At 47.7% G+C, this 25499-nt stretch carries 21 protein-coding genes and 1 tRNA gene; 13 read left to right on the top strand and 9 right to left on the bottom strand.

The features are described 5' to 3' along the window. Nucleotides 1-6: 6 nt before the first annotated feature. The 4 genes from E5358_RS06365 to E5358_RS06350 form a co-directional block, all read right to left on the bottom strand. Entirely contained in the window at nucleotides 7-1506 is a 1500-nt protein-coding gene (locus E5358_RS06365; RefSeq protein ID WP_277821188.1) for a pectate lyase, read from the bottom strand. Between the two features lie 20 nt (nucleotides 1507-1526). Continuing rightward, on the bottom strand, nucleotides 1527-2843 hold the full coding sequence (locus tag E5358_RS06360) for a pectinesterase family protein (RefSeq protein WP_168354598.1): 1317 nt from the start codon (nucleotides 2841-2843) through the stop codon (nucleotides 1527-1529). 41 nt (nucleotides 2844-2884) lie between these two features. Beyond that, nucleotides 2885-5005: a pectate lyase gene (gene pelA / locus E5358_RS06355; protein WP_135939392.1), complete on the bottom strand. Its 2121-nt coding sequence runs from the start codon at nucleotides 5003-5005 to the stop codon at nucleotides 2885-2887. A 393-nt stretch (nucleotides 5006-5398) separates the two neighbouring features. Next, a tRNA-Cys gene (locus E5358_RS06350) sits at nucleotides 5399-5470 on the bottom strand. 205 nt (nucleotides 5471-5675) lie between these two features. Here E5358_RS06350 and E5358_RS06345 point away from each other — a divergent pair. The 3 genes from E5358_RS06345 to E5358_RS06335 all read left to right on the top strand — a co-directional run bounded on the left by E5358_RS06345 (nucleotide 5676) and on the right by E5358_RS06335 (nucleotide 9314). Next, the gene (locus E5358_RS06345; RefSeq protein ID WP_135939391.1) at nucleotides 5676-6332 is read left to right on the top strand and encodes an HAD family hydrolase; all 657 of its coding nucleotides are present in this window, start codon (nucleotides 5676-5678) and stop codon (nucleotides 6330-6332) included. A gap of 27 nt (nucleotides 6333-6359) precedes the next feature. Next, nucleotides 6360-6947 carry a lipocalin-like domain-containing protein gene (locus E5358_RS06340; protein WP_135939390.1) on the top strand — a complete coding sequence of 196 codons (588 nt, stop codon included), beginning with the start codon at nucleotides 6360-6362 and terminating at the stop codon, nucleotides 6945-6947. A 225-nt stretch (nucleotides 6948-7172) separates the two neighbouring features. After that, nucleotides 7173-9314: a peptidylprolyl isomerase gene (locus E5358_RS06335; protein ID WP_135939389.1), complete on the top strand. Its 2142-nt coding sequence runs from the start codon at nucleotides 7173-7175 to the stop codon at nucleotides 9312-9314. 214 nt (nucleotides 9315-9528) lie between these two features. Here the strand turns inward: E5358_RS06335 and E5358_RS06330 are convergent, their stop codons facing one another. The 3 genes from E5358_RS06330 to E5358_RS06320 all read right to left on the bottom strand — a co-directional run bounded on the left by E5358_RS06330 (nucleotide 9529) and on the right by E5358_RS06320 (nucleotide 13473). Beyond that, nucleotides 9529-11100: an Rne/Rng family ribonuclease gene (locus E5358_RS06330; RefSeq protein WP_135939388.1), complete on the bottom strand. Its 1572-nt coding sequence runs from the start codon at nucleotides 11098-11100 to the stop codon at nucleotides 9529-9531. A 222-nt stretch (nucleotides 11101-11322) separates the two neighbouring features. After that, entirely contained in the window at nucleotides 11323-11622 is a 300-nt protein-coding gene (locus tag E5358_RS06325; protein WP_135939387.1) for an HU family DNA-binding protein, read from the bottom strand. A gap of 165 nt (nucleotides 11623-11787) precedes the next feature. Continuing rightward, a complete protein-coding gene (locus E5358_RS06320) occupies nucleotides 11788-13473 on the bottom strand; it encodes a Na/Pi cotransporter family protein (protein ID WP_135939386.1) in 1686 nt (561 codons plus the stop codon). 182 nt (nucleotides 13474-13655) lie between these two features. Between E5358_RS06320 and pyk the strand changes: the two genes are divergently transcribed. The 10 genes from pyk (at nucleotide 13656) to thiD (ending at nucleotide 23414) form a co-directional block, all read left to right on the top strand. Continuing rightward, a complete protein-coding gene (pyk, locus tag E5358_RS06315) occupies nucleotides 13656-15107 on the top strand; it encodes a pyruvate kinase (protein ID WP_135939385.1) in 1452 nt (483 codons plus the stop codon). Nucleotides 15108-15281: 174 nt separating this feature from the next. Next, entirely contained in the window at nucleotides 15282-16418 is a 1137-nt protein-coding gene (locus tag E5358_RS06310) for a hypothetical protein (RefSeq protein ID WP_135939384.1), read from the top strand. Nucleotides 16419-16860: 442 nt separating this feature from the next. Further along, on the top strand, nucleotides 16861-17058 hold the full coding sequence (gene thiS, locus E5358_RS06305) for a sulfur carrier protein ThiS (protein WP_135939383.1): 198 nt from the start codon (nucleotides 16861-16863) through the stop codon (nucleotides 17056-17058). 13 nt (nucleotides 17059-17071) lie between these two features. Then, on the top strand, nucleotides 17072-17686 hold the full coding sequence (locus E5358_RS06300; RefSeq protein ID WP_135939382.1) for a thiamine phosphate synthase: 615 nt from the start codon (nucleotides 17072-17074) through the stop codon (nucleotides 17684-17686). 41 nt (nucleotides 17687-17727) lie between these two features. Further along, nucleotides 17728-18498 carry a thiazole synthase gene (locus E5358_RS06295; protein WP_135939381.1) on the top strand — a complete coding sequence of 257 codons (771 nt, stop codon included), beginning with the start codon at nucleotides 17728-17730 and terminating at the stop codon, nucleotides 18496-18498. A 27-nt stretch (nucleotides 18499-18525) separates the two neighbouring features. Next, nucleotides 18526-20214, top strand: a complete 1689-nt coding sequence (gene thiC, locus E5358_RS06290; RefSeq protein WP_135939380.1) for a phosphomethylpyrimidine synthase ThiC — start codon at nucleotides 18526-18528, stop codon at nucleotides 20212-20214. Nucleotides 20215-20218: 4 nt separating this feature from the next. Continuing rightward, nucleotides 20219-20911: a HesA/MoeB/ThiF family protein gene (locus tag E5358_RS06285; protein ID WP_135939379.1), complete on the top strand. Its 693-nt coding sequence runs from the start codon at nucleotides 20219-20221 to the stop codon at nucleotides 20909-20911. Nucleotides 20912-20956: 45 nt separating this feature from the next. Beyond that, the gene (thiH, locus tag E5358_RS06280; RefSeq protein WP_135939378.1) at nucleotides 20957-22087 is read left to right on the top strand and encodes a 2-iminoacetate synthase ThiH; all 1131 of its coding nucleotides are present in this window, start codon (nucleotides 20957-20959) and stop codon (nucleotides 22085-22087) included. Between the two features lie 6 nt (nucleotides 22088-22093). Further along, nucleotides 22094-22630, top strand: coding sequence for a thiamine phosphate synthase (locus tag E5358_RS06275; RefSeq protein WP_135939377.1), 537 nt, complete (start codon nucleotides 22094-22096; stop codon nucleotides 22628-22630). 13 nt (nucleotides 22631-22643) lie between these two features. Then, a complete protein-coding gene (gene thiD / locus E5358_RS06270) occupies nucleotides 22644-23414 on the top strand; it encodes a bifunctional hydroxymethylpyrimidine kinase/phosphomethylpyrimidine kinase (protein ID WP_135939376.1) in 771 nt (256 codons plus the stop codon). A gap of 9 nt (nucleotides 23415-23423) precedes the next feature. On the opposite strand, the gene lpxB is transcribed toward thiD, so the two are convergent. Continuing rightward, a complete protein-coding gene (gene lpxB / locus E5358_RS06265; RefSeq protein WP_135939375.1) occupies nucleotides 23424-24548 on the bottom strand; it encodes a lipid-A-disaccharide synthase in 1125 nt (374 codons plus the stop codon). A 21-nt stretch (nucleotides 24549-24569) separates the two neighbouring features. After that, nucleotides 24570-25349 carry a 5'/3'-nucleotidase SurE gene (gene surE, locus E5358_RS06260; RefSeq protein WP_277821187.1) on the bottom strand — a complete coding sequence of 260 codons (780 nt, stop codon included), beginning with the start codon at nucleotides 25347-25349 and terminating at the stop codon, nucleotides 24570-24572. Nucleotides 25350-25499 lie beyond the last annotated feature (150 nt).

Genomic DNA, 25499 nt, shown 5'->3' with positions numbered 1-25499 from the left:
TTGAATTTATTTTGGAACTTTAATTTCCACAAGAGAATTAAGATACACCTCAAGATTCGTATAACCTTCTTTGCTCAATGTGCAGAGGTTGCCGTCAGTTTTGTCCTTGGCATTAAGTCCATGGGCTTTTTCCCATTTGTCAGGAATGCCGTCACCGTCGGTGTCCTTAAGGTCTGCTATCTGCTTTTTTGTAGCCTTTAGTTCCGGCCATGGCGAAGTCTCTCCGGCAGGAATCACATCGTTTTGTGAGTCAATGAATCCCGGGAAAGAACGGCTGTCGCCAGACATGCTGCCATGGAAAGTGGCAGTTCCGGTGAGTGTCTCTTGGATTATGCGCCGGTCAATGATATCACGCACATTGGAGCATCCTGCTTCTTCCAGCACTCTGTGAAACGCCTCATTAGCGGAATGTGTGGTTATCGTGCCGTAATCTATCGGCTCACTTAGTTGTATAGCCTTTGCAATTGAGTCATTGAACAAACCATCGTTTGTCCTTGGGTCTATCTGTTCAAGCACACCACGAGTCCAGTTGTCACGAGTCACTTCGTCGTTGCCCTCCATGACATTGCCGTTAATGTAGAACCGTCCCCAAACATGCTCCATTGGTTTCCAAGCGTTTGGTCTTCCGTCCTTCCCTGTAACATATCGTGTGGTGCGTATTCCCGGTGCTGCAATCCTATATCCGACACGATTGTTCTTGGGAGTTGCAGGTCCCGGCTTGTAATAATTGTTCACCATATTGACAGCCATACCCTCAAAGCCGTAGCAGCCTGCGCCCGCCCAATTATAGATTACGTTGTTTCTCACGTCAACATGTTCGCGCGTCTGTGTGCCTGGTCTTGGTCCAAGTCGTGGCATTCTGCTTTCTCCATGTGCCAAAAGGTTATGGTGATAAGAAGCGCGTGCGCCACCGAAGATAGCCCCATAGCCGTGGCTTCCTCCTTTCTGATGACCGCCAAACCTTAGCGGTTCGGAGAAAATGCACCACTGCACGGTGAAATCTTCGCCACCATAGACGCTGCAACATTCGTCCACACTCCAGCTTACAGAACAATGGTCGATAATCATACGGTGAAAGTCCGTGCCACCGATACCGTCAGGACTGCCGCCTTGCTCGTTGCCAACCCTCACGCGCACATATCTCATAATGGTGTTGTCGCCTTTTAGTGTGAACTGGTTGCCTGCAATGCAAATGCCCTCTCCGGGAGCTGTCTGCCCGGCAATGGTAAGGTCACTGTTCACCACCCGTAACGGCTTTTTCAAGAATATTGTGCCGGCAACATCAAAGACTATGGTCCTTTTGCCCTCCTGCATTAAAGCATGGCGCAGTGTTCCTTCTGTCTCGTTGTCGTCCAATGTGGTCACATGGTAAACCACTCCTCCGCGTCCTCCTGTGGTATATCGCCCAAAACCTTCCGCTCCGGGGAATGCCGGCAACTGTTGTGCTTGTGCTACGCCTGCGAAAGCAACAGCTATGCTTGCACCAAGAATAATTCTTTTAATCATGATGATTATCGATAATGGATTCAATTCTGTTTCAAAGCCTTAACCTCACGTCCCAATCCTCCACGCTCATTGGCAGCTCTGACAGAATAGGTGCTGCCGTCGTCGTCAATCTTGACTTTCGGAGTAGTGGTGAAACGCCATACTATGCCGTTCTTGCAGACAGCCCAGCAAAGTGTGTTATCATTGTTTTCCCACAGAATCCATCCTTTCTTGATTCTCACATTATTTGCCATTGGAGCGTCGGCAGCAATCTCCATAGGTCTCCAATTATCTTTTCCAAGCAATGCAGTCTCAGGCTTTATAGCCGCAACCTCTTCGGCAGACAGTCGCGGATTGTTGTCATGAGCATCACCGTCCTTATGCTTCCATATTGTTTTGCGCTCACTGAGGTCTGTTGTCGCCCCTTGATTGTCGTGCGAACCATATTCTGCAAACCTTGCAGGCCAACCGCCTGACATCTCTGCCCACCCAATAGCTGAAGGGCGGACATGGAACTTCGTGTTTATCCACAAGTTGATTGGCGTCCCTTTTCCCCATGGTCGTCCGAGTGTGTAAGTTCCGTCAATATCCGGAGTCTCACCGGTCACGGAGCAGTTGTACATCAAATAGCCGTATTTCACTGAACGTGAAGGTGCCGTGATGTATCCACCTTTCTCACATTGCCTGAATTCCACACCGTTAAACAGTATGTCTCCCTTGCCACATACGTAGTCAGTACGGCCGCGTATCACTCCGCCCTCGAAATAATAGCGTGCCGAATCGCGGTTGGAACAGTAAGTGTCCTGATAGCCCCACAACCCGACATTCTTGCATACAGTGCGGTCGCCACTTTCTTCATAAGCCTCGCCTCGCCCGGTACGGTCTTTCATTCCGTTTATGAACTTTATGTCTTGGAAATAGTTGTCCGTACCGCAATTATGCAGCGTGTATGCCTTTCGTAATCCTTCAATGGGACATGCCGGTCCCCATTTTCCGTCGATGGTCACTTCCGGACACGTGTTTTTGACAGATGTAGTCTCCATGTTTTCCCCGATGACAGACACATTGCTTGCAGTAAGGTCTGTGCGCGGGTCAGGATACTCCTTGTTGTCCATGCCCGTTATTGTAGCCGTTGTTGAGGCAGGGATTACATAATTCCCCTGCCTTACAAATATTCTGAAACGCTTGGCAGTGTCTTTTCTGTTGTTGGCTGCTGTTATTGCTGCTTTGAAATCGCCATTGTCAGGTACTACAAAGTCATAGAGGCATTTCTTCACTTTTGGCAGAGAACTTTTCTGTGCGTAGGCGTTGCCGGTGAGAATCATCAAACCGAAAATGGCTGTCAGTATGTTTTTCATGGAAAAAATGTGTGTGTTCATTATTGTTGGTGATTATATTTTTATTTCAAAATGCTATATTGCACGACATCCCAAAGCTCGCGCAGACGCTTTTCCGGATTCCATTTGTTGTCGAAAGTCCATAATGCGGTTATGGCATAGAACTCCGGTTTCTCCTCCGATTCCTGCAGATTGTTCCTCAGCCAGCCACTGTCACCGCCGTCGCGAGTGCATCCGAAATAATAGGTGCGCTGTCCCCAAGGACACGGGTCAAGCACTTTGTCGCTGTAAGCATAAGTGATGTTTGTGTCAAGAATGTTCTCCGACATGTGGCAGTTGACGAGGAAGAACTGCGAGTCGTGATGCCAACGTCCGAGGATAGTTGGTCGTTTGGCGTCGAATGATGAATCTTTTATGACAAGTTTCTTTGTCTTATCACCGCGTCCGTCATGCCATATTATGGCACGTCCGTCACCGTAGAACCTGCATCTGGTGGCATAACACCAGCCACGAGGGCAAAGAAAGTCTACCCCCGGGCAACGGAGATTAAGGTCGGCATGGTAGTACATGCCTTTTCCTTCTTTCGCCCAAAGCGCAAGAGCGTCATTGCCGTCCGCCCATACGTTGCAGTTTACCACAATTGTGCGTGTCCCACGACCATAAATGGCAAACTGATGCGAGGTGGTGTTCTCCACGGTTGTGCCATAATTGTTATAGACCGTCAGTCCGCTGATAACACAGTCGTTGCCGTCCTCCGTGATAGAAATCACGCCGCGTCCTATCGGTTTGCCACGGAATTCGCCTTTTGGCATGCTCTTCGCCCCTTCAGCAAGGACGATGATTGTGCTGTCCCTGTCCTCTCCGACAAGGACAATGTTCGGGCGGTCGATAATCACTTTCTGGTTGTAAGTGCCTTTGAGAAGCAGGATTTTGAACGGTTGCGCTCCGTCCAAAGGAGCTTTCTCTATCGCTTGCTGTATGCTTTCACCCGGTTTTACAATGACGTTGAACTTCCGTTTGTCAGGCGAAGGCTTGCGCGACATGTCTATCGTGCCGTTCTCGTTCGCCCCTTTTGTAAAAAGTGAGATGCGCCCTTTGTTGCGCCTGTCGTATTTGTCCGCCCATTGCTCGTACAGAGGATAGAGTAGGGCGGGGTTACTGTTGAACCAGCTGTAGCCGCCGCGTCGCTCCCTGCCTATCTCTTCCAAGCTGCGGCGTGGTATGCCGTCACGGTCGCATACGAAAGGTTCGCAGCGTTCAAGGTCGTAGAATCGTGCCCACAAAGGGCTTCCGCCGGCGTCTTTGACGAGCTTTGTGTCCCTGTCGGTGCTGCCTTTTTCGCCAGTCCTTGTCACACGCAAGCCCGTCAGTTTGTATTTGTCGAACCACGCCATAGCACTGTGGACGGCTTTGCGTACGCGCTTGTCAGGGTTAGGCAGCGTCATGAGCAGGCGCACAATCTCACAACTCTCCTGCGAACAGAACGAAGGCAACTCATAAGCGCGTGCAGGAGCAGGTTTCAGTGTATTGAGGTCGTGCTGCTGACACCATACCGTAGGCTTTCCTTTCACAACAATCTGAGTGTTGAGGATGCACTCGATGCCCTTATCAAACGATTTCTGCAGCCGTTCCTTTGTTGCCGTGTCAAACAGGTCACTGTCAAAAGGCTCTTTTCCGTTGATGATGTCTTGGAACAGTGAAAGCGTGTTCACCATGGCATTGTCGTTATATGTTATGTGCACCTGATAGTCACGCATCTCAGGCCAGAACTGCGGCCAGCCTCCGTTTTCGTATTGTCCGCTGATGAGATAGTCCACCGCCTTTTTGCACGCCTCTTTCCATTCTTTGCCTCCTGTAGCCTTATAGAGTCGGGCAAGGAAGAGGAATTGTGTCGTCGTCGCATTGTTGTCGGTGGTGGAATCGTTGCGGCGGCTTTTCTGCTTTATGACTTCAGCAAGTTCCTCTTTGCTCAGTTGTCGGCACATGTCGATGTTTTTCGGCCATCCGCCGGTCACACGTTGGTATGCCACGACTTGGTTTCCAATGCGTTCAGCCTCATTGGTCATGAAGAATGCGTTATCTGTCGAGCGCAGCAGATTGGTCTTCCTGCTGCGGTTGTTTTGGGCAAAAATTCCGGTACAGACAAAGAAAACAAGTATGAAAAAGGAAAATGTTCTTTTCATTGTAATAATAAAATAATGTGGTATGTTTTGATTTAGTTATTAGTGGCAAAGTTACACAAAAAAAACGTATCAGCCAAGAAATATGGTTATAAAAGTTTGCGAACCATAAATATTTGGTTTTGCGACAAGGGAAATATCAGGTCTGATTCTTGCCATTACAAGCGACAAAACCAAAGGTAACACTTTGCAAGGCAAACGGTTACCTTTCATGTCCTAAAGTGTTACCTTTTGTATGCCAAAGTGTTACTTTTTGTTGTGTGAAAGATAACATGTTGTGTGCCAGACTCTTACGGTGAACTTTTTTGCGGAGTGTGAGGCGGTGTGGCATGGTTGGCAGTTGGGAGTGAATAATATATAGAAAAAGACTGTCTGAATGTATCAGACAGTCTTTCGAGGTGCGTGGCGGAGTCGAACCGCCTTGGCTGGTTTTGCAGACCAGAGACTAAACCGTTCATCCAACGCACCGTTTGATGTGGCTTGATGCCTGCGATTTGTCATTTGCGGGTGCAAAGGTACGAAGAAAAAACGGAATGGAGAAATAATTGAATACAGAATGCCTCTTTCTTAAATAATATTAACAAATATGGGTGATGTTTGCAAACAATTCCCATCGAATTTTGCTGTTTTAAGGAAAATATTGTACCTTTGTGCCGAAATTGGATAAAGAACAATGATAAAGACTATTTTGTTTGACTTTGGAGGAGTGATAATCACTCTTGACCAAAAGGAAGCGATGCGCCGTTTCGGTGCATTGGGAGTGCCTGATGTGGAGAAGCGTCTTGACGCTTACACACAGGCTGGGATGTTCGGTGACGTGGAGGACGGCAAGCTCTCGGCGGACGGATTTGTTGCAGAAATGTCGGCAATGTGTGGCAAGGAGGTCACTTGGGAGGAATGCAAGTGGGCTTGGACGGGCTACAAAAGCGATTTGCCGAAGCGTAACATAGACATTCTCAGAAAGCTCCGCAATATGGGGTACAGGCTTGTGATGGTGTCCAACACCAACCCGTTCATGATGGCATGGGCATGCAGCAGTGAGTTCAGCCGTGGCTTGGATGACGAATGTCCTGAGGGAAAGCCTGTCAGTGATTATTTTGATGCATGCTATAAGAGTTATGAAATAGGTGCCATGAAGCCGAGTGAGAGGTATTTCCGGCATGTCCTTGAACATGAGGGAATATCTCCGAGTGAAGCTCTTTTCGTGGATGATGGTGCGAAGAATGTTGAAATGGCAGCCTCTTTGGGCTTCCGGACTTTATGCCCGGTCAACGGTGAGGACTGGACGGGGAAGTTGATGGCTCTGCTTGAGAAGGAAAACAATATGTAACATACGATAAAATCAGTAAAGAAAACCATGGGAAAGAATACTATCAGAATGGTTGCGGTGGCAGTGATGCTGCTTTGTTTCAATGCGAGTGCAAGTGCGCAGTTGAGTGAGTTGCTTGGTAAGGTGACAGAGGTTCTGTCGACAAAACTTGTTCCGACATCCAAGCAGATACAGGGAACGTGGACTTATCAGCGTCCGGCGGTGGTGCTTAAAAGCGACAATACCATAGCGAGTCTTGGCGGGGCGGCTGCAAGTACCAAGATAGAAGATAAGTTGCAGACATATTTCTCAAAGGTGGGAATGACCAAGGACAAGATGTCAATAACGTTCAATAGTGACAAGGCTTTCTGTGTGAACTTCAAGAATAAGAAGATTACGGGTACATACACTATCTCCGGTAACGATGTGCACCTGACATTCAAGGGGCGTACAAAACCTTGCAGCCTTACTCCTCAGTTGGAGAATGGTTCGCTTGTGGTAGTCGGTGATGCCACAAAGTTGAAGGACTTTTTGCAGAATGTTGCAGGAACTGCTGGTACAAAAGAACTTGCAGCCGTCTCTTCACTTATGAAGAATTTTAACGGCATGCTTATCGGTATCCGTTTCTCAAAGTAGCTGATTGTTCGGTCAGTGGATATATATAGAAGTCATGAATTGCTGTTGCGGTTCATGGCTTTTGTCTTTCCATTGTCTTTGTTATAGTGCGTTTTGGGCAAGTTTTATACTGAAAATTTGCGTGTTTGCGATATTTTTTGTAATTTTGTGCGCTAAATGTGGTATTATGCCATAGAGATATTAATTGGAAAATAAATAATAATAAAAACAATAACTAAAAAAGAAATGGCAGCAATTGGTAAAATCCGTAGCTGGGGACCTGTCCTTATTGGCGTAGTGGGTCTCGCTCTCTTTGCTTTTATAGCAGAGGAATTGGTACGCTCTACTGACGCTCTGCGTAACGATTCTCGTCAGCAGGTCGGTGAGGTGCTTGGAAAGAAAGTCAGTGTTCAGGAGTTTCAGGCTCTCGTCGATGAGTATCAGGAGGTTATTAAGATGACCCAAGGTCGCGAGAACCTCTCCGAGGAAGAACTGAATCAGGTTAAGGATATGGTGTGGAACACTTATGTCCAGACAAGCATTGTTGAGAATGAGGCTTCTAAACTCGGTCTTACAGTGACAGACCAAGAACTTCAGAATGTCCTGAAGGAGGGAACAAACCCTATGTTGGCACAGACACCTTTCGTCAACCAGCAGACAGGACGCTTTGATGCTAATGCGCTGAAGAAGTTCCTCGCTGACTACAAGCAGATGCAGTCAACAAACCCTCAGCAGGCAGAGCAGTATGCTACAGTCTATAAGTATTGGACTTTCATCGAGAAGACTCTCCGCCAGCAGATTCTTGCAGGAAAGTACCAGGTGCTTCTTGCCAACTGTATCATGTCTAACCCTATGGAGGCAAAGATGGCTTTCAAGGATGAGAATGAGGAGGCAAACATACAGCTTGCTGCATTCCCTTATACATCTGTGAAGGAGTCTGAGGCAAAGGTTTCTGATGCAGACCTTAAGGCAAAGTATGAGGAAATGAAGGACATGTTCCGTCAGACAGTTGAAAGCCGTGACGTTAAGTATGTCAGTGTGCAGGTTTCTGCAAGCACTGCCGACCGTCAGGCTACTATCAAGGAGATGCAGGGCTTCGCGTCACAACTCGCAACAGCTGCTGACCCTACAGAGGTGGTGCGCAAGAGTGCATCACAGGTTTCATACCTTGGTCTGCCACAGTCAGGAAGAGCTTTCCCACGTGATATCGCAGCGCGTCTGGACTCTATGAGCGCAGGGCAGGTTTATGGTCCTGTTGAGAACAAGCTGGACAATACATATAATGTAGTGAAGCTGATTTCAAAGCAGGAGATGCCGGACTCAATACAGTTCCGTGTCATTCAGGTTGGTGCTGAGACAGCTGAAGCAGCTCGTGTAAAGGCTGACTCTGTATACAATGCTGTGAACGGTGGTGCTGATTTCGAGGCTCTTGCCAAGAAATACGGACAGACAGGCGAGAAGACATGGCTTACAGGTGCTATGTACGAGTCTTCTCCATCAATGGACAAGGATTCAAAGACTTACCTCCAGACTGTCATGAATCTTGGTGTTGGCCAGACAGCAAACGTGCAGCTGACTTCAGGAAACATCATTGTTCAGGTGCTTGACCGCAAGGCTCCTACAACAAAGTATGTTGCTGCTGTTGTGAAGCGTGACAATAATTTCTCTAAGGACACTTATTCACAGGCTTACAACAAGTTCAGCCAGTTCGTGAGCGAAACTCAGAATGCTGAGCAGTTGGAGAAGAATGCCAAAAAGAACGGCTATCAGGTGATGCCTCTCAATGATGTCACTACAGCACAGCATAATATTGCAGGAATACGTGCTACACGCGATGCCATGAAATGGTTGTTTGAAGCAGAAGAAGGTGCAGTGTCTCCTCTCTATGAGTGTGGTGACAATAACACTCTCCTTGTTATGGTTCTTACAAAGGTCAACAAAGAGGGGTACCGTACTTTGGATGATGAGCGTGTGAAGTCATTTGTCAAGGCTGAGGCTCTCCGTGACAAGCAGGCAGAGATTCTTATGGCAAAGGTGAAGGATGTCAAGTCTGTTGCTGCTGCAAAGGCAAAGGGCGGTCAGGTTGCTTCTGTTAATCAGGTGACATTCGCGGCTCCTGTGTTTGTTCAGGCTACAGGTGCAGCAGAGCCTGCTCTCTCAGGTGCTGTCGCATCTGTAAAGGCAGGTGCGTTCTCAAAGAATCCTGTTAAGGGAAATGGCGGCGTTTACCTCTTCCAGGTTGTGAAGAAGTCCAACCGTCCTGTAAAGTACGACGAGAAGGCAACAATGGCAACACTGAAGCAGAAGATGATGCAGTATGCCGGCAATTTCATGCAGGAACTCTATCAGAATGCTGAAGTTAAGGATAACCGTTACCTTTTCTTCTGATAAAAAAATATTATGGAATATAAATAGAGGCGGCTTGCAATTCTGCAAGCCGCCTCTATTTTATATAGAACGCTCAGTGCTTTTGTCAGGCTTTGTCCTTGTAATGGAATATCCTCTTTGTTATTTTATGGTTGTGCCGGTTATATTCACAATGGCACGTTTGTTTGTATTTGCCAATTTGCGACTTATACAGTCTGCTTCAGCTTTTCTTTGTTTAATTGTCGTGTTCTTCCTTCATGTCTATGAACTGGTTGTTCTTGTCATAGAACTCATATTGAAGGAAAGCAAGTTTCTGCGATGCAACAACGTTTATTCCAAAGCCATATTTCAACTGCCATCGGCGCTGTATGCTCCACAGTCCTTTTGTTATGTACGCTTCCACGTATGGGTGGACATGTAACGTTATGTGTTTCTCTCCTACTTTCTTTGTGAGGTATTCTATTTTCCGCTCCAATTGGTCGGTGAAAAGGATGCTTGACTTTATTTTTCCTTTGCCAAAGCATGTGGGACAGATTTCTTCAACATGGATGTCCATAGCCGGACGGACACGCTGGCGTGTAATCTGCATCAGTCCGAATTTTGACAGAGGCAGGATATTATGCCTTGCTCTGTCCTGCTGCATGTTCTTGCACATCCGCTCGTAGAGAAGCTGGCGATCTTCTGCAAGATGCATGTCGATGAAGTCCACGATGATTATTCCTCCCATATCCCGCAGACGTAACTGCCGTGCAAGTTCGTCTGCAGCACCAAGGTTGACATCAAGTGCGTTCTGTTCCTGTCCGTTCTCTGCTTTTGTGCGGTTGCCACTGTTGACATCGACCACATGCATCGCTTCCGTATGCTCTATGATGAGATAGGCACCGTGTTTATAGTTGACGGTTTTGCCAAATCCTGATTTCAACTGTTTTGTGATGTTGAAATTGTCAAAGATAGGCACTTTGCCTTCGTAGAGTTTTACTATGCCGGCTTTCTCCGGAGCTATGAGGGTGACATAGTCCTTGACCTCATCAAATATAGCCTTGTCATTGACATATATTGCAGAATATGTCGGGTTGAACATGTCACGAAGAAGTGCAATGGCACGGCTTGTCTCTTCATAGACAAGTTGTGGCAATGGTGTGGCAGTCTGTGCCTTATTGATGACATCTTCCCAGCGTTTGATGAGAATCTGCAGTTCGTTTTGAAGTTCTGCTCCGTCACATCCTTCCGCTACAGTGCGGATTATCACTCCGAAATTGCGTGGTTTGACGCTATGGATGATTTGCTTCAGGCGTGAACGCTCCTCTCCGCTTTTTATTTTCGAGGAAACGGAAACCTTATCGTGGAATGGCATGAGCACCAAGTAACGTCCGGCGAATGAGAGGTCGCATGTCAGGCGCGGTCCTTTTGTGGAGATTGGTTCTTTGACAATCTGCACCAGCACCTCTTGCTCTTTTGTGAGTGTGGATGCTATGCTGCCGTCCTTTTTCAGGTCAGGCAGGTGCATGGCTTTTTCAAAAGGATAGAGTTTCCGGTGGTCGCTTCTCACCTGTTTGAGATACTTCTCGTAGCTTGCGAATTGCGGTCCGAGGTCAAGGTAGTGTAGGAAAGCTTCACGCTCATAGCCAACATTGATAAAGGAGGCGTTGAGTCCGGGCATCAGTTTCTTGACTTTTGCAAGGTAGATGTTTCCCACGGAGAACGACTGTGATGTTGTCTCTGTCTGATACTCCACGAGATTCTTGTCTTCCAGCAATGCGATGGATATTTCCTCCGCTTTTACATCAATTACTAATTCGCTTGTCATACTTTTTACCTTTGTTTTTTAAATAAAGAGAAAGGGCATGTGGAAAACACGCCCTTAAATTTAGCCGTAAAAAACTTACTTGCTCTTATGTCTGTTCTTACGGAGTCTCTTCTTACGCTTGTGAGTTGCCATCTTGTGGCCCTTCTTTTTCTTACCGTTTGGCATAATGATTTGATTTTAGGTGGTTAATATTTTGTTTGTCTTTTACTTGTCCGTTTGATTTTAATCCTGTGCGGTAACCTCTTCGCCCTTCATCATCTGCAGGAAGCTCTTTGCAGGTTTGAATGCCGGTATGTTGTGCTCAGGAATTATGATTGTTGTGTTCTTTGAAATATTGCGGCCTGTCTTCTCTGCGCGTTTCTTTACAATAAAACTGCCGAATCCGCGGAGGTATACATTCTCGTTGTTTTTGACCATATTATCTTTGACAACTTCCATAAATGCCTCTACTGCAGCAGCAGCATCGCAGCGGGCAATGCCAGTCCTGTCGACAATCTCGTTAATGATATCTGCTTTTGTCATTTTTTTATTAAGTGTTATTTATTTTGTTGTTTTCGAACTGCAAAATTATAAAAATTTGTTGAAAGATTTGCCTTGTCAGTAGAAAGATAATCAAAAATTAGGATTTTTTTGCTAAAGAGTTGATTTTAACTGATATTTAGCAATGTTATTCCTTTATAAGCCTGATTATTTCACCCTTATTCCAAGTCTTGCTTCCGCGACGTTCACGACATAGTCGCCAAGCTTTTCGCATTCGGTGATTATGTCCATATATATGGTTCCTATGCCGTAAGCATATTTGTGCTCGTTGATGTCATTGATGTTCTGGTTCTTGAGTTGGTTTCGGAAATTGTTGATTTCTGTCTCGATATTCATGACTTTGTTGAAGGCGTTTGTATCGCGGTGCTCTTTGAGCATGTTGTTCATCTCAGTCAGCGAACTGTCGGCGAGCATCATCATCTGGCATATATGGGAATGCTGCTCTTCGGTAAACACTTCTTTGGACTGCTGTTTGCGGTTTATCGTTCTTGCAACGTTGTAGCATGAGTCGCCTATGGACTCTATTTCCGATATTTCCCTCAGCATAGCCCTTACCTTTGCTTTGGTGTAGTCAGAGAGGCGTTCGGAAGATACATTATTAAGATACTCTGCAATCTCCAGTTCTATCCGGTCGGAGATAGACTCATATTTCTCAATGCGGCTGAATTTCTTTGCAAACTCTGTCACATCCTTTTCGTCAAGCAGTTCTCTGACAAACGAAAACATCTTTTGGATTCTCTTTGCAAATGAGCGTATCTCCTTTTCTGCCTCAAGGACTGAAAGTTCAGGAGTCTGCATCAGGCCTGTGCTGATAAAGTTGAGTTTGAAGTCATCCTCTTCTTCACCTTTTGATTTCGTTATCACACGGCATACGAGTTTCTCGATTTGTGGAATGAACCATATAAGCACAAGAGTATTAATGACATTGAACATCGTATGGAAAGCTGCAAGCACAAACGGCAGTTTGCCGGCATCGGCAATTGTTGCTCCTTCGGTAGGGTATCCGACAAGATTGCAAATGGCATTGACGAAGGTTCGGAATATGCACAGAACCCATATCACGCCGAAAACATTGAAGAACATGTGGGCGAACGCTGCACGCCGTGCCTGGATGTTGGCTGTTATGGCAGCGACATTGGAAGTCACGGTTGTGCCGATGTTTTCTCCCATTACAAGTGCTATTCCCAAGTATATGGGTAGCACTCCTGTTGAGCACAGGGTCATTGTTATAGCCATTACTGCTGCTGACGACTGTACGCACACTGTCAGTATGCCGCCTATGAGAAGGAACAGGAAGTACGACAGGTAGTTGTCGTCAAAAGCTTCAAAGAAATGCATAACCGCAGGTATGTTCTCCAAGTGCATCTCTGCTCCTGTCTCTTTCAGGGTGCCAAGTCCGAGAAGGAGGAAACTGATTCCAAAGAGAAAGTCTCCTATGGACTTGCGCTTTTTGCTGTATATCAAAATAATAGCCAGGAAAAATGCCGGCCAGACAAAGTCTGTGATATTGAAAGAGAATCCGGCAGACATAACCCATGCCGTGAGCGTCGTGCCTATGTTGGCACCCATTATGATAGATATTGCTTGTGCAAGCGTGATGAGCCCGGCGTTGACAAAGGAAACTGTCATCACTGTCGTTGCGGTGGAGGACTGCACGGATGCGGTGACGAATGCGCCGGTAAGCATGCCTGCAAATCTGTTTGCTGTCATGGCTTGCAAGACATGGCGAAGCTGTGAGCCTGCCATTTTCTGGAGACTCTCGCTCATGGATTTCATGCCGTACATGAGAAGGGCGAGCGAGCCTGCTAATTTAAAGAAAAACCAAATAGACATCTAAAAAAACGAATGTTATAGAATTGAAATTTTAGGCAAAGTTAGTAATTTTTTCTGAAATAAAATCTAAGTTTTTTTCACTTTTCTTTGCTGTATGGAATATTATTTGTAATTTTGCAAAAGCCCCATGGCTTACAAACTCATAATTTAGGAACAGAAAGATAACAAATTCCAAATATTCTATGAAACAGACAAAGATTGTTGCGTCGGTAAGTGACCGCCGCTGTTCGGTGGAGTTCATCCGTGCACTTTATGATGCCGGAGTGAACGTTATAAGAATGAACACTGCCCATGCTACTCCTGACGGTCTGCGTGAGATTATCAGAAATACAAGGACTGTTTCCCCTGACCTTGGAATCTTGATTGACACCAAGGGACCGGAAGTGCGCTCCACTTATGTGGACGAACCGATAACATACACTACCGGCGAGGAAGTGACAATCACAGGTCGTCCAGGAGAAAAGACTACCCATGACGTGATATGCCTTTCCTATCCTGACATAGCGAAGGATGTGAAAATAGGTGATGAAATCCTCTTTGATGACGGTGAGCTTGACATGAAGGTTGTCTCCATCGATGGCGGCAATATATATGTGCAGGTGATGAATGACGGTACTTTGGGAGCTAACAAGAGTGTCAATGTGCCGGGCGAGCACATCGACTTGCCGGCAATTACCGACAAGGACAAGAGCAACATCCTTCTTGCAATCGAAGAAGGCATTGATTTCATAGCACATTCTTTTGTACGCAGTGTTGCGGACGTCAAGGCTGTCCAGGACATACTTGACGCCCACAACTCGGATATAAAGATTATCTCCAAGATAGAGAATCAGGAGGGTGTGGACAACATCGATGAGATTATCAATGCTTCATACGGCATCATGATTGCCCGTGGCGACCTTGGCATAGAGGTGCCTCTGGAGATGATTCCGTCCATCCAGCGTCAGATTATAAAGAAATGTGTCGTGGCAAAGACTCCTGTAATCGTTGCGACACAGATGCTCCATACAATGATTAACAACCCTCGCCCTACACGTGCCGAGGTCACGGACATTGCCAATGCCATCTACAACCGTACGGATGCGCTGATGCTTTCCGGTGAGACAGCAAGCGGAAAGTATCCGGTGGAAGCAGTGAAGACCATGGCGCAGATTGCCGACCGTGTGGAACATGACATCCACAGTTCTGATGTCGGCAAGGTAGAGATGCAGGAAATGATTGATACTGCGGACTATCTGTCAAACTGTGCCATCGATGCTATAGAGAAACTCGGTGTCCGCGCTATCATCACTGACTGCAAGAGCGGCTCTACTGCACGCAAACTCTCAAGCTATCGTGGTTCCATACCGGTGATTGCTGTCTGCTACAATGCTCATGTGCATCGTGAACTGGCACTCAGTTACGGCATTCATGCCGTCTCCGTTCCTGCAGATTATGATCCGAAGCAGCATTTTGTTTCTGCGATAAGGTCTCTTCTTGAGAGCAATAACCTGCTGCGTGACGACCGTGTCGCCTATATCAGCGGTCCTTTCACTGAGGGGGCGTATGCTTCAATCCTGCAGATTATGCGTGTGAAGGACATCCTTAATGGAAACTCCATCACCCCTCCTAAGTCCACAGATGCAGAGGACTGATGCTGTCGATGCCTGCCAAGGACATTGTGCATGCATTTACAGTACCGTATGGAGTATTTGAATATATGAAAATCAATTGTTTGCAAAAACTGATAAATTCCGGAGTATCTTCCTTATAAAACTAAGGAGGGTACTCTTTTTTTATTGTTCACCAACTCTTCTTCTATAATGGTAATGAAAACAGCTCTCAAACTTCTTCTTAGTCTGTTTGCCGGTATGGCAATAGGAGTGCTTGCATCGACCATACTGGTAGTATTGTTTACAGACATTTCGTTTGTAGAAATGTTTGCAAAATTCCGCTCCACAGACATTGCGGAAGCTGCGCTTTCATTCTTGGTGGGAGTGGCAGCTTTTGCCGTATCGCTGCCGGTTCTTATTCTTGTGCACGAAGCCGGACATCTTGTCTGTGGACTTCTTTCCGGATACAAGTTCGTCTCATTCCGTATATTCAACATGACTTTCATACGCATTGACGGAAAGTTGCATGTCAAACGCTTCTCCATAGCAGGCACAGGCGGCCAGTGTCTGCTGACACCACCTGACGTGCCGTTGGAACAAGTGCCTACAATGTGGTACAATGCAGGAGGAGTTCTGGCGAATCTTCTGTTGCTTCCTGCCGCCTTGCCTCTGCTGTGGCTCAATCTTAACGCGTTCATGTTTGAGGCTGTATTTGTTTTCTGCCTGACAGACATATTCCTGATTCTGCTCAATGGAGTGCCGATGAAGCTGGGCGGCATTGGCAATGATGGCTACAATATGCTCTATCTGCGCAATAATCCTTTGAGTAAGAGAGCGTTGGTCAGTTCACTTCGTTCCAATGCCTTCATTCAGAATGGGGTGCGTCCTAAGGATATGCCTGACGAACTGTTTGACCGGTCTACGGACATCGACTATAAGAACCCTTTGGAAGTCTCCATTCCGCTGATGCATGCTTCACGTCTTGTGGACATGATGGAGTGGGAGAGGGCTTATGATGAATTTGCTGAAATCTATTCCCATAAGGCAGACATCATTCCGTTGTATGTCAATGAGACAGCCTGCGAACTCGCTTTCTGTGCCATGGTGACAGGGCGATATGAACGGGCGACGGCATTGCTTGACGCACAACTTAGGAAATACATAAAGCAATACAGCAATGTGATGTCATCGAAATTGAGGCTTATGTGTGGAGTGGCATTGTACATAGACCACGACAGGGATAAAGCCATTGGGCTGTATGACACACTAAAGGCTTTGCAGGACAAATATCTTTTCCAAGGAGAAGTAAAGAGTGACTTGGCAATAATGCAGTGGATGTTGCGGGATAGGTAATATTTTGTATCTTATTGATTCTCAGTGGTGTTATGAAAGGTAACACTTTGTGTCGCAAAGTGTTACCTTTTACTGTGTCAAGTGTTACCTTTCACGTGGTCAAGTGTTACCTTTTGCTTCGCCATTTGTATGGCAATATTTTATGTGGAAATAATTTTCCATATAAAATATTTGGTTGTTTGCAGGAAAAACAGTATCTTTGCAGGCGAATAACAAAGACTCGGGGTGCTTTTGTTCCGATACCTTTAAGTATAAAGGCAGGGGCTGAGGCTGAGATTATACCCATTGACCTGATGCAGATAATGCTGCCGTAGGAAATGAGAATGATATCATCGTATCATTTTATATATGAGTAAACCCGGGTGACGGCATATTTTCAGCCGTTGTCCGGGTTTGCGTTGTATGGCATAATCCTCTCCGGGACGATAAAAACAAAAGGATTATGAATATCAAAATCAACAACAAGACTACTGAGACTTTTGCGTCTGACCTGCGAGAACTGGCAAAGGAACTTGGACTGCCGGAACGTGGCGTGGCAATGGCATTGGGTGGACAGATGGTGCAGCGTGATGCCTGGGCTGCGACAAGCCTGAGGGATGGAGACAGCGTTATAATCATTAAAGCCGTTTGTGGAGGATAAGGAGAGAAAGACTATGTTACAGTTTATTTCGCATTATACAGAGGAATACTCTTATCTTGACTCCATACGCATGGCTCTTGAGGGAGGATGCCGGTGGGTGCAGTTGCGCATGAAAGGGGCTGGTGATGATGAACTGCGCCCTGTTGCAATAGCTGCGCAACGTATGTGCCGTGAGGCAGGAGCTACGTTTATCATCGATGACCGTGTGGAGCTGGTAAAGGAGTTGCGCGCTGACGGTGTGCACCTTGGGTTGAAAGATATGCCGATAGCGAAAGCAAGGCATCTGTTGGGCGACGGTTTTATTATAGGTGGCACAGCCAATACCATTGCCGATGTTCGGCAACATCATGCTGCCGGCGCTGACTATATTGGCTGCGGTCCTTTCCGCTTTACTACCACAAAGAAAGGGCTTGCGCCTGTTTTGGGGCTTGACGGCTACCGGGGCATAATGCAGGTCATGGCTGCCGATGGCATAAAGCTGCCGGTTGTGGCGATAGGCGGCATAACGGCAGAGGACATACCGGACATCATGCAGACAGGTGTCAGCGGTGTGGCACTGAGTGGCACGGTGTTGCGTGCCAATGACCCTGTGGCGGAGATGAGGAGGCTTGTAGAACTGACAAGTTAATGGTTGCTTGTAATTTTTTTCATATATAGACATATACAATAATGGGCAAATTAGTCATTGCGGGAAGAGAGTTTGATTCCCGCCTTTTCCTTGGGACAGGAAAGTTCAACAACAACAGCTTGATGGCTGAGGCTATCAAGGTAAGTGAGACAGAAATGGTTACGGTAGCCATGAAGCGTGTGGAACTGGAGGACAGCCATGACGACCTACTGACCCACATCACGCAGAACAGAAACATACAGCTGCTGCCTAACACCTCCGGAGTACGCAATGCAGAAGAGGCAGTCTTTGCGGCGCAAATGGCGCGTGAGACTTTCGGCACCAACTGGCTGAAACTGGAGATACACCCTGACCCGCGTTATCTGTTGCCGGACTCTGTGGAGACACTGAAAGCTACGGAGCAGTTGGTGAAACTGGGGTTTGTCGTGTTGCCTTATTGCCAGGCAGACCCTACATTGTGCAAGCATCTGGAGGAGGCCGGTGCGGCAACGGTCATGCCGTTGGCTGCGCCTATAGGCACCAACAAAGGACTGCGCATGAAGGATTTCCTACAGATTATCATCGAGCAGGCAACTGTGCCGGTGGTTGTCGATGCCGGTATCGGTGCGCCAAGCCATGCTGCCGAGGCTATGGAGATGGGCGCGGACTGCTGTCTGGTGAACACTGCCATTGCTGTGGCAGGTGACCCTGTGCAGATGGCTGTGGCGTTCAAGGAGGCAGTGGTTGCCGGTCGCCGCGCATACGAAGCCGGACTGGGAGCCGTCAGCAACTCGGCAGAGGCAAGTTCGCCGCTGACAGCGTTTCTTGACTAAATAACATTGAAAAACAAACACAGACTTATGCCTAACGATAATAAAGCGTACGCCAAAAGGGAGAAGGCGTACATGACAGGAAAGATGTTCCCCTCGGTAAAGGTAGGGATGATCAAGGTGAATCTCACGCCTACAGTAACAAAGGACAAGCATGGTATACCTCATACAGTGCCGAATGCACCGGTCTATATCTATGACACCGGTGGACCGTTCTCTGACCCAAGCATAGAGGTGGATTTGAAGAAGGGATTGCCAAGGGTGCGTGAACAATGGATAGTGGAGCGTGGCGATACGGAGGAACTGCCACAGGTGACGAGTGAGTATGGCAAGCAGAGACTTGCCGACCATTCGCTTGACAGCCTGCGTTTTGAGCACATACGTTTGCCACGCCGTGCCGTAAAGGGCAGGACCATAACACAGATGGCATACGCCAAGGCGGGGATAATAACCCCGGAGATGGAGTATGTGGCAATACGTGAGAATATGAACTGCGAGGAGCTTGGCATAAAGACATATATCACGCCGGAGTTCGTGCGTGACGAGATAGCCCGCGGACGTGCCGTATTGCCTGCAAACATCAACCATCCGGAGGCTGAACCTATGATTATAGGCCGCAACTTCCTTGTGAAGATTAACACCAATATCGGCAATTCCGCCACCACATCATCTATTGAAGAGGAGGTGGACAAGGCTGTGTGGTCATGCAAATGGGGCGGTGACACGCTGATGGATCTGTCAACGGGTGAGAACATCCATGAGACAAGAGAATGGATAGTGCGCAACTGTCCTGTGCCGGTAGGTACTGTGCCAATATATCAGGCATTGGAGAAAGTGAACGGCCGTGTGGAAGACCTGACATGGGAAGTATACAAGGATACGCTGATAGAGCAGTGTGAGCAGGGTGTGGACTATTTCACCATACACGCCGGAATACGCCGACAGAATGTGCATCTTGCCGACACACGCCTGTGCGGAATAGTGAGCCGTGGCGGCTCTATCATGAGCAAATGGTGCTTGATACACGATAGGGAGTCGTTCTTGTATGAGCATTTTGACGATATATGCGACATTGTGGCGCAATATGATGTTGCCCTGTCGCTTGGTGACGGATTGCGTCCCGGATGTATTGCCGACGCTAACGATGCGGCACAGTTTGCGGAGCTTGACACGATGGGCGAACTCGTGTTGCGTGCTTGGGACAAGAATGTGCAGGCATTCATCGAGGGACCTGGTCATGTGCCGATGCAGAAGATACAGGAGAACATGGAGCGTCAGCTTGACCACTGTCACGAAGCACCATTCTACACACTTGGACCTATTGTAACCGACATAGCTCCAGGGTATGACCACATCACCAGTGCCATAGGCGGAGCGCAGATAGCATGGATGGGTACTGCTATGCTGTGCTATGTCACGCCGAAAGAGCATCTTGCCCTGCCTGACAGGGAGGATGTGCGTGTGGGTGTGGTGGCATACAGGATTGCCGCACATGCTGCTGACTTGGCGAAAGGACATCCGGGAGCGCAGGTAAGGGACAACGCATTGTCGAAGGCTCGGTTTGAGTTCCGCTGGAGAGACCAGTTTCATTTGTCTCTTGACCCGGAGCGTGCGTTACAGTATTTTGAGGAGGCAGGGCATACAGATGGGGAGTACTGCACCATGTGCGGTCCGAACTTCTGTGCCGCCAAGCTGACTCACGACCTTAGGAAACTTTAGATTGATGGAATCAAGGTATGCAAGGCAGCTCATACTGCCTGAGATAGGTATTGAAGGGCAACGCCGTTTGGCAGAGGCACGTGTCATGATTGTTGGCGCCGGTGGCTTGGGCTCACCGGTTGCCGCATATCTTGCCGGTGCAGGAGTTGGCACGATAGGCATTGTTGATGATGACGTGGTGAGTGTGAGCAATCTGCAGCGGCAGGTGTTGTATGATGAAGGCATGGTTGGGCGTGCGAAGGCACTATGTGCCAAGGAACGCTTGTCGGCATTAAACAGTGGTATCATTGTCAATGCATACAACGAAAGGCTCACATCGTGCAATGCGGCACGGCTGATAGGCTGTTATGATATTGTTGTTGATTGTACGGATAATTTCGCTGTACGTTATGTTATCAGTGACACGTGCCATGCACAATGTAAGCCAATGGTTTATGGGGCAGTCTGTGCTTTTGAAGGTCAGGTCAGTGTGTTGTGCAAGGGACATGCCACATACCGCACCTTGTACCCTGATGAGGGTGCTATACAGGCAATGCCGCACTCTGGAAAAGAGATAGTGGGCGTTACGCCGGCGGTGGTGGGAAGTGTGCAGGCTGCGCAGGTTGTGCAACTGATATGCAGTTATGGCGAGCCGCTCATAGACCGCTTGTGGAGCATAGACCTGCGAACGATGTGGAGCTTTGTGGTAAATATTTGACAACCAAAATGTTATCGATTTAATGTTTGAATAATAAAGAAAAATATGTTTTCAGAAGAATTACTAAAGATAAGTTGGGATGACACAACAGAGCGCATATCCCGGATGACCGACATTGATGTCAGGCGCGCTTTGGCAAAGGAGCATTGCGATGTTAATGACTTCATGGCTCTTGTATCTCCGGCAGCGGAGCCGTATCTGGAGCAGATGGCGCGGCTGTCGCGCAAATACACGGAGGAGCGTTTCGGCAAGACCATGTCGATGTTCATACCGCTGTATATCACAAACTCCTGTTCCAACTCCTGCGTCTATTGCGGTTTTCACCGTTCCAATCCCATGGCGCGCACCATACTGACACCGGAGCAAATTGAGAATGAGTATAAGGCGATAAAGAAACTTGCGCCATTTGAGAATATCCTGCTTGTGACAGGTGAGAATCCGGCGAAAGCCGGAGTGCCGTACTTGGCGAAGGCTATTGATTTGGCAAAGAAGTATTTCGCTAACATAAAGATTGAGGTGATGCCGTTGGGCGTGGAGGATTATCGCAAGCTGACCAAACATGGTCTTAATGGCGTGATATGTTTTCAGGAGACATACCATAGGGAGAACTATAAACTGTATCATCCGGCAGGAATGAAGTCTGACTTTGAGTGGCGTGTCAACGGCTTTGACCGTATGGGACAGGCAGGAGTACATTCCATAGGCATGGGAGCATTGTTAGGTCTGGAGAAGGAGTGGCGCACGGATGTGGTAATGATGGCTTATCACCTGCGTTATCTGCAGAAGCATTATTGGAGGACAAAGTACTCTGTGAATTTCCCGCGTATGCGTCCTGCACAGAATGAAGGCTTCCGTCCTAACTGCTTCGTGACTGACAGGGAGTTGGCGCAGGTTACGTTTGCCATGCGCATATTTGACCATGATGTGGACATATCATATTCCACACGCGAGCCTCAGTTCATTCGTGACAATATGTGCACACTTGGAGTAACGACAATGTCAGCGGAGTCAAAGGTTAATCCCGGCGGATACTATACCTATCCGCAGGCACTTGAGCAGTTCACTGTCTCTGACAACCGCACAGCCAAAGAGATAAACCTGCGCTTGAAGCAGTTGGGGCGTGAGCCTGTGTGGAAGGATTGGGACGCTTCTTTTGATTTGTTTGTAAAGCAATAACTATCGATGTTCACGACAATAGTGATAACAATGCCGACATTCATTGATGCGGAAGCCGAGCGGATAGTAATGTTTTTGCGCAATGGTGTCACCTTGGTGCATATCCGCAAGCCCGGGGCAGAATATGATGAGTTGGAGCGGTTGGTGCGCAGTGTGCCTGCGGAATGGCGTAACAGATTGGTGGTGCATGACCATTTCACTCTTGCTCAGCGTTATTTGCTTTACGGAGTACACTTGAACCGCCGTAATCCGCAGCCGCCTGTTGGGTGGAAAGGTAGTGTGAGCCGTAGTTGTCATTCGTTGGATGAGGTTGTGCGTTATAAGGATGAGCACGATTATCTGTCCCTTTCGCCAATATTCGATTCCATTTCAAAGCAAGGTTATTGCTCAGCCTTTACACATGACGATATTTGTCGTGCTGTAGCCGACGGTATCATAGACAGCAAAGTGTATGCACTCGGTGGTGTGACTTTCGCTGCCTTGCCGGCACTAAAGGCTCTTGGTTTTGGAGGTGCAATGATATTAGGCGATGCGTGGAGGTGAAAATTAATGAGTTATGAAGACTGTACTTACCATAGCCGGCAGCGACACATGTGCCGGTGCCGGCATTCAGCAAGACCTTAAGACTGTCACGTCTTTGGGGCATTATGCTGTTACGGTTATCACTGCACTGACAGCCCAGAACACAGTGGGAGTGCAGGGGGTGATGACTGTACCTGCAGATATGTTGCAGGCACAGCTTGATTCTGTGCTGAGTGATGTGGAAGTGGCTGCTGTGAAGATCGGGATGATACCGGATGCGCAGTCTGCACATGTCATTATTGAAACCCTTAGCCACCTTAGTGTACCAATAGTATGTGACCCGGTGATGCTTTCCACCAGTGGCACGCAGCTGATGAGCGATGAGTGTATAGATGCTATAAAGCGTGGGTTGTTTCCGCTTTGTACACTTGTCACTCCAAATATTCCGGAATCAGAACGACTGGCGGGTGTTACTATGGCGGATGCCGGTAATGTCGGACGTATGTTGGTGGAGCGTTACGGGACATCGTTCCTGATAAAGGGAGGGCATGCCATGGGAGAGATGATGACAGACCACTTGTATTGTGTTGACGGAAGCGTTTGTGAATACATATCACCACGCATAGCCACTACAAACCTTCATGGCACAGGTTGCACATTGTCAAGCGCTGTGGCAGCTTTGCTGGCAGAAGGAAAGAACCTGCAGGATGCTGCCTGCGGAGCAAAAGAGCTGATTGATAAGGGTATAAAACAAGGCCGCTTACTCAGCATAGGCAAAGGAAACGGCCCGTTGTGGCTGTTTTGATGAATAAAATTATTTCAGCAATGCCATCATTATCTTTGCCGCATTCTCCGGTGCGGACTCGTTGCCGAGTCGTGCATGCACATCTTTATATTCGTCCAGCATTTGCTTGCGCTTTTTTCCGCCGGGAAGAATGCCCACTAGGCAGGAACTGATGCTTTCGGCGGAAAATCTGTCGGCAAAAAGTTCCGGAACAATCTCTTTGTCGGCAATGAGATTCACCAGCGAGATGAATTTGCATTGTATGATATGGTCGAAAGCCCATCGTGTTATTTTCGGAACGGGAGTCTTGTAGCATACCACTTGCGGCACATCGAACAGAGCCGTCTCCAATGTTGCTGTTCCGCTTGTCACCAATGCGGCGTCAGAGTGGGATAGCAGTTCGTAGGTTGCATTATCCACCATGGGCACATCTATGTCGTTGATTTCCACAGAAGGGGCTTTGGCTACAACATATTGGCAGCCCGGTAGTATGTCAGCGACTTCGAGCATTGTACTGAGATTGTCTTTTATTTCCTGTTTCCTGCTGCCGGGGAGCAATGCGACGATAGGTTTCTGCGGGACAAGTTGATGCTTTTTGCAGAACTCCTCCTTTGTCTCGGTGTATTTACTCTTGAACTTTCTTACCTCGTCGGCTGTCGGATTACCCACATAATGTACAGGGTAGTTGTGCTTTCCCTGGAAGAAATCCACCTCAAAAGGCAGGATGCAGAACATTTCGTCGACATCCCTCTTGAACTTCTTTATGCGGTATTCCTTCCACGCCCATATCTTCGGGGCGATGTAGTAGAACACTTTCGGTTTCTTCTCAGCCTTGATTTTCCTGAGCCATTTGCATATATTGAGGTTGAATCCGGCATAGTCAACAGGTATGACAACGTCGGGCTGCCATGCAAGAATGTCCTTTTTGCACAGTGCCATACTGCTGAAAATCGTGCGCAAGTGCATAAGCACCGGTATGAATCCCATGTATGCGATTTCCTTGTAGTGGCGCAGCATGGTGCCGCCGGTGGTGCGCATGTTGTCTCCTCCTATGAAGCGGAATTCCGCTTCCGGGTCATGACGCTTCAAGGCTGTCATTAGATGCGCTGCATGAAGGTCACCGGAAGCCTCTCCGACGATAAGATAGTATTTCATTTTCTGCCGGTTTTCTGTTGGTTAGAGTTCAAGTGATTTGAGAAGACTGTAATCCGTAATATCTATGGTGCAAGGAGTTACGGCAGCATATCCGTTGCGTATTGCCCACGCATCAGTGTCCTCTGCGTCAGGCTCGTTGCTCTTATAGTATCCCTCAAGCAGGTACATCTGGTTCCCTTGCCTGTCGGTTCTGTCCTGAGGAGACACCTCATTGCGCCAGTAGCCGTCAGCCATACGGCATGCGCGGATGCCTTTCAGCTCTTCGTATGAAGCAGTCTTGGGCACGTTTACATTCAGGCAGGTGAAGTGTGGCAGACCTTCGGCAAACACCTTCTTGATGACTTTCTCCACTACAGGGCGCATTGGCTCGAAGTTGGCGTCAGGCTCGAAGTCACAGAGAGAAAACGCTATGGACGGAATCCCTTTCATGCAGCCTTCGAAAGCCACGCCTATCGTTCCGCTGTAATGTGCGTTTGTAGATGCGTTGTCACCATGGTTTATGCCTCCGAGGATAAGTTTCGGCTTGCGTTTGCATAATGTTCCGTACGCCATTTTCACGCAGTCCACAGGCGTGCCGGTGCAGAACCATACATCAACGTCCTCAGGGTAGCCAGCCTCAATGCTGTTGGCTTTGTGGAGAGTGATGTCGTTCATTGTGAACGCCCTTGACTTTCCTGACTGTGCACCCTCAGGGGCACAGACGAGAACTTCTCCGAACTGCATCGCTATTTTTGCGAGTTCGCGTATTCCTTTTGCACGGTATCCGTCGTCGTTGGATATTAAAATAAGTGGTTTTTCCATAATCTTTTCGTTTCTTTTTAAAAGCATTTTCCATGCGGTCCGGCAAGTGTAGCAAAGCAATGGTGCATGCGTCGCATGGTGCTTGTAACTATCAATGTAACTTAAATAACCATGCAAAATTACTAATTTTTGGGCTAATATGCTAATTTC

Origin of the sequence: Palleniella muris (assembly GCF_004792655.1) — a bacterium.
Lineage (GTDB): Bacteria > Bacteroidota > Bacteroidia > Bacteroidales > Bacteroidaceae > Prevotella > Prevotella muris_A.
The sequence above is the reverse complement of the archived record's forward strand: the minus strand, read 5'-3'. Positions and strand labels throughout refer to the sequence as shown.

Coding starts and splice junctions, on each gene's coding strand:
- E5358_RS06365 (WP_277821188.1), bottom strand. CDS start 1,506: ATGATTAAAAGAATTATTCTTGGTGCAAGCATAGCTGTTGCTTTCGCA.
- E5358_RS06360 (WP_168354598.1), bottom strand. CDS start 2,843: ATGAAAAACATACTGACAGCCATTTTCGGTTTGATGATTCTCACCGGC.
- pelA (WP_135939392.1), bottom strand. CDS start 5,005: ATGAAAAGAACATTTTCCTTTTTCATACTTGTTTTCTTTGTCTGTACC.
- E5358_RS06345 (WP_135939391.1), top strand. CDS start 5,676: ATGATAAAGACTATTTTGTTTGACTTTGGAGGAGTGATAATCACTCTT.
- E5358_RS06340 (WP_135939390.1), top strand. CDS start 6,360: ATGGGAAAGAATACTATCAGAATGGTTGCGGTGGCAGTGATGCTGCTT.
- E5358_RS06335 (WP_135939389.1), top strand. CDS start 7,173: ATGGCAGCAATTGGTAAAATCCGTAGCTGGGGACCTGTCCTTATTGGC.
- E5358_RS06330 (WP_135939388.1), bottom strand. CDS start 11,100: ATGACAAGCGAATTAGTAATTGATGTAAAAGCGGAGGAAATATCCATC.
- E5358_RS06325 (WP_135939387.1), bottom strand. CDS start 11,622: ATGACAAAAGCAGATATCATTAACGAGATTGTCGACAGGACTGGCATT.
- E5358_RS06320 (WP_135939386.1), bottom strand. CDS start 13,473: ATGTCTATTTGGTTTTTCTTTAAATTAGCAGGCTCGCTCGCCCTTCTC.
- pyk (WP_135939385.1), top strand. CDS start 13,656: ATGAAACAGACAAAGATTGTTGCGTCGGTAAGTGACCGCCGCTGTTCG.
- E5358_RS06310 (WP_135939384.1), top strand. CDS start 15,282: ATGAAAACAGCTCTCAAACTTCTTCTTAGTCTGTTTGCCGGTATGGCA.
- thiS (WP_135939383.1), top strand. CDS start 16,861: ATGAATATCAAAATCAACAACAAGACTACTGAGACTTTTGCGTCTGAC.
- E5358_RS06300 (WP_135939382.1), top strand. CDS start 17,072: ATGTTACAGTTTATTTCGCATTATACAGAGGAATACTCTTATCTTGAC.
- E5358_RS06295 (WP_135939381.1), top strand. CDS start 17,728: ATGGGCAAATTAGTCATTGCGGGAAGAGAGTTTGATTCCCGCCTTTTC.
- thiC (WP_135939380.1), top strand. CDS start 18,526: ATGCCTAACGATAATAAAGCGTACGCCAAAAGGGAGAAGGCGTACATG.
- E5358_RS06285 (WP_135939379.1), top strand. CDS start 20,219: ATGGAATCAAGGTATGCAAGGCAGCTCATACTGCCTGAGATAGGTATT.
- thiH (WP_135939378.1), top strand. CDS start 20,957: ATGTTTTCAGAAGAATTACTAAAGATAAGTTGGGATGACACAACAGAG.
- E5358_RS06275 (WP_135939377.1), top strand. CDS start 22,094: ATGTTCACGACAATAGTGATAACAATGCCGACATTCATTGATGCGGAA.
- thiD (WP_135939376.1), top strand. CDS start 22,644: ATGAAGACTGTACTTACCATAGCCGGCAGCGACACATGTGCCGGTGCC.
- lpxB (WP_135939375.1), bottom strand. CDS start 24,548: ATGAAATACTATCTTATCGTCGGAGAGGCTTCCGGTGACCTTCATGCA.
- surE (WP_277821187.1), bottom strand. CDS start 25,349: ATGGAAAAACCACTTATTTTAATATCCAACGACGACGGATACCGTGCA.